The 7,605-nt window shown below is 41.4% G+C and carries 7 protein-coding genes; 4 read left to right on the forward strand and 3 right to left on the reverse strand.

Annotation, left to right across the window (positions count from 1 at the left end):
* Nucleotides 1–60 precede the first annotated feature (60 nt).
* Nucleotides 61–783, forward strand: a complete 723-nt coding sequence (locus JZU62_RS05070; RefSeq protein WP_295012538.1) for an ATP-binding protein — start codon at nt 61–63, stop codon at nt 781–783.
* A gap of 3 nt (nt 784–786) precedes the next feature.
* Here JZU62_RS05070 and JZU62_RS05075 read toward each other — a convergent pair whose 3' ends face one another.
* Nucleotides 787–3,912, reverse strand: a complete 3,126-nt coding sequence (locus JZU62_RS05075; RefSeq protein WP_295012540.1) for an EAL domain-containing protein — start codon at nt 3,910–3,912, stop codon at nt 787–789.
* A 153-nt stretch (nt 3,913–4,065) separates the two neighbouring features.
* Here JZU62_RS05075 and JZU62_RS05080 point away from each other — a divergent pair, with 153 nt between their 5' ends.
* On the forward strand, nt 4,066–4,773 hold the full coding sequence (locus JZU62_RS05080) for a YebC/PmpR family DNA-binding transcriptional regulator (protein WP_295012542.1): 708 nt from the start codon (nt 4,066–4,068) through the stop codon (nt 4,771–4,773).
* Between the two features lie 29 nt (nt 4,774–4,802).
* Here JZU62_RS05080 and JZU62_RS05085 read toward each other — a convergent pair whose 3' ends face one another.
* The gene (locus tag JZU62_RS05085; protein WP_295012544.1) at nt 4,803–5,459 is read right to left on the reverse strand and encodes a lytic transglycosylase domain-containing protein; all 657 of its coding nucleotides are present in this window, start codon (nt 5,457–5,459) and stop codon (nt 4,803–4,805) included.
* Nucleotides 5,460–5,574: 115 nt separating this feature from the next.
* On the opposite strand from JZU62_RS05085, the gene JZU62_RS05090 reads away from it, so the two are divergent.
* On the forward strand, nt 5,575–5,892 hold the full coding sequence (locus JZU62_RS05090) for a hypothetical protein (RefSeq protein WP_295012546.1): 318 nt from the start codon (nt 5,575–5,577) through the stop codon (nt 5,890–5,892).
* Between the two features lie 43 nt (nt 5,893–5,935).
* Here JZU62_RS05090 and JZU62_RS05095 read toward each other — a convergent pair whose 3' ends face one another.
* Nucleotides 5,936–6,865 carry a methyltransferase domain-containing protein gene (locus JZU62_RS05095; RefSeq protein ID WP_295012548.1) on the reverse strand — a complete coding sequence of 310 codons (930 nt, stop codon included), beginning with the start codon at nt 6,863–6,865 and terminating at the stop codon, nt 5,936–5,938.
* 71 nt (nt 6,866–6,936) lie between these two features.
* Here JZU62_RS05095 and JZU62_RS05100 point away from each other — a divergent pair, with 71 nt between their 5' ends.
* Nucleotides 6,937–7,482, forward strand: a complete 546-nt coding sequence (locus JZU62_RS05100) for a hypothetical protein (protein WP_295012550.1) — start codon at nt 6,937–6,939, stop codon at nt 7,480–7,482.
* Nucleotides 7,483–7,605: the final 123 nt, after the last annotated feature.

Raw genomic sequence — 7,605 nt, forward strand, 5'->3', positions numbered from 1 at the left:
CTCCTTTATCTCTAAATCCGCTATACTATCTCTCTATTATCTCTTACTATGGACTCAAACATGAAACGAAAAATTGGAAAATTTAAAAGCTCTATCGCTACCCTCGAACTCCAAGATCGTGTATTGCGCGAAAACACATTGATCTTGGCTGAGCCGGGTTCGGGTAAAACACACCTTGCCAATAAAATCCGTGCATTCGTCATTGATAGCGGTATCCCGACACTGTATCTCGATTTTTCTAACCCGACTCCCGATCAAGTCGAAGAGAAATTCAAAGTCAGCAGTGATTTTCACTATATGTGCTTTGATGAGAGTGATGACTTTAACGCCGCTTTGGATGCGGCAATAGCCGCGCGCCAAAACATTTATATGGCGGTCAGCCCCTCGTTTTTCGCCAGTAAACGGGATATCAAAAGCAAGCTTTCCCAAATGATGCAGAAACGGGAACTTTTGGATAATTATTACTATATTATGCAAGAGATCGCAAGTTTGGAAGGGTTTTACACCAAATTCGAAGATTTTATGTTTTATATCTTCGACCTTGTGAATCTCAAAAAATTCGGTCTCACCTTTTTGGCACAGCCGCATGAGATGTTTGAAAATCCTCGTATCAAACTTCTTTTCTCATTTCTCTTTATCGGGCGCTGTACTAATGCTTATTATTACAATACCACGGTTCTTCGATCGATGGAACCGAACACGTTCTTGTACCAGCATCGTGTTGATAACCGATCCCTTCTTTTTAACAACATTCAAAGCGACATCGTCTTTATCAATGAATAAACGTTAAGCCTTAGGCTGATAGTTAGTTCGATACGCTTCAAAACTCTTCTTAGGGAGAGGCTTGGAAAAGTAGTACCCCTGTATCTCGTTACACTCTTGCTCTTTCAGATACGTGAGTTGAGCAATCGTCTCTACCCCCTCAGCAATCGTTTGTAAACCTAAGCTTTTTGCCATACTGATAATCGCGGCAACAATCGCTTTATCTTCCGGATCGATATTGATATCACGAACAAAAGATTGATCGATTTTGAGTTTATAGATGTTGAACTTTTTGAGGTAACTGAGCGATGAATAGCCGGTTCCAAAGTCATCGAGAGACATTCTTACACCTCGAAGATGTAACTCATTCATCGTGTTAATCGCCCTTTGCGGATCATGCATAGCGATACTTTCAGTGAGTTCTAATTCCAAATACTCCGGTGGCAATCCTACTTCATCCAGGATTGTCCCTATAAGCTCCGGTAAATTCGGTGAGCGAAATTGAACTGCTGAGAGATTGATAGCCATAATGATAGGTTCATTCCCTTCATCCATCCATGATTTAGCTGCTTGAATTGCGGTACGAAGTACCCATTCTCCTATCGATAAAATTATTCCCGTCTCTTCGGCAATCGGGACAAACTCTGCAGGTGAGATATTTCCAAATTCAGGATGGCTCCAGCGTAACAGAGCTTCTGCCCCGATGATTCTTTTACCGCGTGTTGAAAATTGAGGCTGATAGTGAAGATCGAGCTGATTACGTTCCAGTGCATGGCGGAGTGCATTTCCCAGCTCAAGGTTTCGGGTTGTTTTGTGTTGCATCTCTTCCGTAAAAAAGCAAAAATTATTTCGCCCCTCTTGTTTTGCTCTGTACATCGCGGTATCGGCATTTTTATACAGGGTTTCAAAATCATCACCGTCATTAGGGTAGAGAGCTATACCGATAGAGGCACTTATGCTCAGCTCATGATCTCCAATATGAAATGAGCTTTGAAATGCATCTAAAAGTTTTTGGGCTACCTGGGAGGCTCCGTCGATCTGAGTATCAGGAAGAATAATAATAAATTCATCGCCTCCGAGTCGAGCTATGGTATCCTCTTCACGTAAAAAAGATGTGAGTCTCGCAGCGGATTCGATTAACACAGTGTCTCCGATACTGTGCCCTAATGAATCATTGATATCTTTGAAGCGGTCAAGATCGAGAAACATTACGGCAATCTGCTGATTGTTGCGCTTTGCCATACTCAGTAAGTGTTTAATTTTAAGGGCAAGTTGGGTCCGGTTGGGGAGTCCTGTGAGATTGTCAAAATTTGCTAAATAACGGATTTTTTCTTCATTATTCTTGCGTTCGGTGGTATCTCGCGTAATACCAAGTAACATGGTTACCTTGCCATCGCTATCGCGCAGCGGTGTAGCATGGGTCTCTAACCAGCGACGTGTTCCTTTTAATCCTTTGATTTCAAATTCCAAGAGGGCGTTATTTCCATTCATTACGCTTTTGTGTAGGGCTATAAAAGGGGCACGCCATTCGGGGAGAAGATAATCTATTAGGCTGTATTTTTGCGCTTCTTCCAGACTTTCTGCTTCCAGCATTGCAAGTCCTGCCGGATTCATCTCCAGAAGTGCTCCTCGCGGGTCAACGAGTTTAACACATTCAGGCTCATTTTCGATAATAGCTAATAGATGGCTTTGGTTTTTTTGCAATGCCTCTTCTGCCTCTTTACGGGCAGTGTCACGTTCAAAACTATCCAAGGCAAAGCTGATATCCATGGCCATCTCTTCGAGCAGTTTTCGAGCCGCTTCATCAAAAGCACCTATAGCCTCCGAATAGAGAGTGAAAACGCCTACAACTTTGCCGTTACATGTTAGAGGCAGTGCGGCAGATGATCCCCAATGGTACTTTTTTCCCCGCTCATGCCATTGAGATGTCAACGGGTCGTTTTGAAAATCTTGGCACCATATAGATTGATTTTCATGAAATGCACGTCCGGTAGGACCTTTGGCAGTTGGGTTCGTTGGATCGCATGATATGAGAAGTCCATCTAGGTAGTCGGTTCCATCACCGTAAAAGCTGGTTGCTTTCAGATATTCGGATGATTCATCGACTATACCGATCCATGCCATTTTCATTCCGCCGAACTGAATCGCATCTTGACAAAGGATAGGGAAAAGTTCTTCTTTGTTCGTGGCACGAACGATTGCTTGATTACATTGGCTCAATGCGGCATAAAGGTGTTTTAACCGTTCATTACTCGCTATGAGTATTTTGAGTTTTTGTTGTGTTTCACTTAGCCACCCTAAAATACTGTCTTTCATTTTTGGCTCAACTTCAATCGCCAATGAAAAATCGCCACTTCCGATACGGGTAATGTGGGCGTGTACTTCATCGACCGAGCTTCCTAGGGTTTTATTGAGCATTTTGTTGATACGCCACAACATAAAGAAAGCTAAAAACCCAAGAGTCATAAAAATAATACGGTATAGAAAGGCTTTTGTTTGGGCGTTTTCAACAGCGGTATTGGTTCGGATATCCATAAGGGTGTAAAATTCATTGATAGGTCGCATAATGGATATTTTGGCATTGCGATAAGCATCATTATAGAGAAGGTCAAGCGCTTTGTGCTGCAGAGTATCTTTTTGGGCAGGAGAAGCTGTTGAGGTCTCAATTAACCTCATGGCGGTAAATTCGGTTTGAGTCAGAGTATCCGAATTCTTTTTGGCTTCGGAAAGTTTTGCGAACTCTTTATCAGTAAACCCTGCTTTACGCATCATATCTATCAAGGGAGTTGTTTGAGTGCTATATGGACGGGGACGTTTGTTATCCAACCCCACCAAATCCCAATATATAGTTTGATATTCGAGTGGACGAGGTGTTGTACCGTTGCGAATATCAAGAATCTCTTGATAATGCTTTTTATAGAGAGGATTCTTCGTTGCTACATAGGTTCGTACCATTTGGGTTAAATCATCGGATGATTGGCGCAACTCATCCGCTAATATAAAAGAGCGTAGACGAATTTCATTCGCACGGTCGATTTGTTTTTCAGCATAGACGTAAATGGTAAAAGAGAGTATAAATAGTACTACAATCCCACTTGTCAGCCATAAGTGACGAACAAAGGGAGATGATAAGTGCTTTGAAGAGTACATCATTACCCTTTTGTGTTATAGTTTAGTATTGTTTTAGATCTCAGAGAATAGCATAGTTTTGTTAAATAATGATAATAAACAGCCGTTGTCTTAATCTCTTAAAGCAGATATAATTCCAATAATTTTTTCAGACTATTTTGAGGAGTATACCGTATGGGAAGAGCGTTTGAATATCGTAAAGCGGCAAAAATGAAGCGTTGGGGAAATATGTCACGCGTATTTCCAAAATTAGGTAAAATTATCACGATGGCGGCAAAAGAGGGTGGGGAAGATCCCGATATGAACCCGAAACTCCGCAGTGCGATTTTGACAGCAAAAGCGCAAAATATGCCTAAAGATAACATCGACGCTGCGATCAAACGAGCTTCGGGCAAAGATGCTATATCTTTGGCGGAGATGAATATTGAGGGAAAAGCACCGCACGGTGCACTCGTTTTTGTGGAGTGTGCTACCGATAACAATGCTCGAACGATTTCCAATGTCCGTACGATCTTCGGTCGTGCTAAAGGGGAAACTCTTAACAATGGTTCTTTGGAATTTATGTTTAGCCGCAAAGCGGTATTCCGCTTCCCGACACCGGCAATGGATCTCGAAGAGCTTGAGTTTGCACTTATCGATGCAGGGCTAGAAAGTATCGAAGAAGAGGAGGGCGAAGTGAGTGTTTACGGTGAATATACCGCATTTGGAGCACTCTCTGCAGAACTCGAAAAAATGGGAATTACCCCTGATAGTGCCGCACTAGAACGTATTGCAAATTCGCCGGTAGAATTTAGTGATGAGCAGATGGCAGATATCGAAAAATTGATCGATAAACTTGAAGAGGACGATGATGTCCAAGCCGTTTATACGAATATCGGCTAATACGTAACCTCTTGTCTCCTTCGGGAGAATTACTCTCCCCTATCTTCCTTATCCTCTTTTGTGTAATGAATTTTTGCATCGAGTAAAAGTGTTTTTGAAAAATGGGCTTTTGCTCCCGATGGGAAATGGGGATCTTTGAGTAGAACCGAAAGTTTCTTGCTACCATTTTTTTGAATGATACGACGCAGTGTTCCCTCCCCCATCGCATACGCAAAATCAGCTAAATACCAACTTCCAAACTCTTTTTTGAGGTATTTGATGTATCGTATCGCCGCATCCGTTGAGCTATTGATATTGAGTCGTTCATCATTGTGTTTAGTAACGTTCAAACCGAAATTTCGAGCACTTTGCTTACTGAACTGCCATAATCCAGCCGTTCCATAACCGTGTATTGTTGGGTTGAATTTAGATTCAGAGTAGGGTATAAGGGCAAAAAATGGGGGGATTCCTGCATCGGCAAATTTTGTTTTAATCTTTTCTAACTCTTCAGTGGTTACTTGATAACGTCTGTATAAAGGGGAAATAGTACCACGGTAGCGATCGAGGGTGTTGTCTAATACCTCAGTTTCGAGGAGAGACTCTTCACTCTGGAGTGATTGGAGGGAGAGATTGATCGCTTCAACCTCATTCCTGGCAAACAAGTTTATAGAGTTGAGTAATAGGAAACCAAAAAGTATATACCGCATCTTTCCCCTTTTCACATGGCTTAGGTATTGTACCATGCTGATGTTAATTAGGCAAATAACAATCATAATATGGTATATTTTGTTTATAATAAATATTTAAAAGGGGTTGTAGATAATGCAGACAGAGAGAAAAAATATTATTCGGTTTGCTTTGGATTATGATATTGAAGAAGTGAATACTTATGCCGGTTACAAGGGTGATTTGGTCGTTAAAATCGTTTCTAAAGATATAGATACAATTGCCGAAATTCAAAAATATGCAAATACATTGGATGTATTGGATGTTGTAGTAAAGCATAATCCCCATCTTTTGATTTATGAACTCTTTTGTGTCACCAAAGACAAAGAAGCTTATCATATTAAAAAAGAGCCATTAGGGAGTAAAGAACATGTCAAACATGATGTATGGGGTAACGTGGGGCGTGAGGATTAACGCTCTAACAAGCTGCTCAACTCACGCAACGTATCTACCCGATTCATAAGCCGATTTTGGTTGCTGTGATAAAGAGATAATCTTTTCCCGTTACCGTTACCCGAAACTTCTTTTGTTGAAGGTATTTTTTACAGTAGTAGATATCTTTGATGAGGATTGACATCTCCGAGTAGGGGTAGTTGGGAGCTTTGGCTCCGTAGATCATCTCCCCTCCCATCCAGCGGCAGTTTGGAAATCCCAAGATCATGGCTCCATCTGGATTGAGATAGTTTTGCACCAATGAAGCAAATAGTAGTTTAAACTCCAATGTACTGCTTTGCAATGTCCCGATGGTGATGATGAGATCAAAGCGTCCTAGATTTAGGGATGAAAGCGCATTGATATCGTGAACGTGAAATGTTGCATTTCCCTCATGAAATCGCTCTTGTGCAACCGAAATTGCACTTGGTGAATGGTCGACTCCAACGAGGGAGAGACTCATATACTCTTCAGCGGTAAGAATTTGACGGATGAGGTCGAATTCATCACCCGTATTGATTCCAAGATTGAGGATACGTTTTTTATTTTCTACTTTAACACTTCGAAGTGCTCGTAAATAGGGACTCAAAAAAGCAGGTTCTTCATTTTTGTGGATGGCGTTAAAACGTGAAGCGGTTCCATACTTTTCCTCTTTTGCGGCAACGTGATGAAATGAGTCGCTAAGGTCGATTTTCTCATAGGTGATTGCGATTGTATTTTCTGAGATGGGTTTTGGAGTCAGCATCCGGCAAAATAGCAGTTCACCTAAATCATTCCATGCTTTGTAACTGCGGTAACGATAATTTATTTCACGGATCGTTATGATTTCGCCAGCATAGTGTCCGGCTTCGACATCGGGATTGAGTGCGGAAAAGGTGATCTTATTACTCTCTTTTAGGGTATTTTTTGCCCATGTGAGGATATCGGAGAGGCTCTCGGAGGTGAAAATTTTCATGGTGCAATTTTATCATATTAGAGAATGATTTTTGCTTGTCATGAATACAGAAATCACGTTTGGAGATTATCATGAATGTAGCCTCTGTTACCAATACGTCGCTCAATGTGTTACCCGGCATCACGAATGATGAGAGTATCGATCAAGATTATGCGGCATTGATCGCACAATTTTATCCGACACAAGAGTATAAAACACGCGATGAGATCAATGCCGAAGATGGTAAATTGAGCAAGTTTAAAAATGACTTGCGCACCAAAGGTGCTGCCGTTTTCCTCAAAGAGCTTGACGAAGAGAAAATCAAAGCCCTCGTCGAAGAGTATCGTGCCAAACTCCTCAAAGAGAAAGAAAAGAATCCCGAAATCCCGATGGATATTAACAAAATGGTGAATGACTATAAAAAACAGCTTATCGAAGAGATGATGGAAGCACAAAAGGCGGAGGATGAGAAAAAGGGAAAAGAGAGCGAACTGCTGATGAGCAGTGAGATGTTCGAGCAAATTCAGGCGCTTCGTCAGGATGAGCAAAAATCAGGGATTGCTGAGATAGGATTTTTAGAACAAATTTTGAACATTTCAAATATAGAGACCAAAGAGAAAAACACTAACAATTTCTAAAGGGTGATTCATCCACCTCAAAGCCAAAAAGTCGCACAATCACGCCATGAAAAAAGAATCAACAAATATCTATCTGATCGGTATGATCGTTGCGATGCTCTTTTGGGGGTTTGCATGGACGGC

It is taken from the genome of Sulfuricurvum sp. (genome assembly GCF_019163035.1).
In the GTDB taxonomy this organism is placed as follows: Bacteria; Campylobacterota; Campylobacteria; order Campylobacterales; family Sulfurimonadaceae; genus Sulfuricurvum.

Bases quoted from the DNA above. Each gene is read 5' to 3' on its own strand.
- JZU62_RS05080 (WP_295012542.1), top strand. From the start codon at position 4,066: ATGGGAAGAGCGTTTGAATATCGTAAAGCGGCAAAAATGAAGCGTTGG.
- JZU62_RS05095 (WP_295012548.1), bottom strand. From the start codon at position 6,865: ATGAAAATTTTCACCTCCGAGAGCCTCTCCGATATCCTCACATGGGCA.
- JZU62_RS05070 (WP_295012538.1), top strand. From the start codon at position 61: ATGAAACGAAAAATTGGAAAATTTAAAAGCTCTATCGCTACCCTCGAA.
- JZU62_RS05090 (WP_295012546.1), top strand. From the start codon at position 5,575: ATGCAGACAGAGAGAAAAAATATTATTCGGTTTGCTTTGGATTATGAT.
- JZU62_RS05075 (WP_295012540.1), bottom strand. From the start codon at position 3,912: ATGTACTCTTCAAAGCACTTATCATCTCCCTTTGTTCGTCACTTATGG.
- JZU62_RS05085 (WP_295012544.1), bottom strand. From the start codon at position 5,459: ATGCGGTATATACTTTTTGGTTTCCTATTACTCAACTCTATAAACTTG.
- JZU62_RS05100 (WP_295012550.1), top strand. From the start codon at position 6,937: ATGAATGTAGCCTCTGTTACCAATACGTCGCTCAATGTGTTACCCGGC.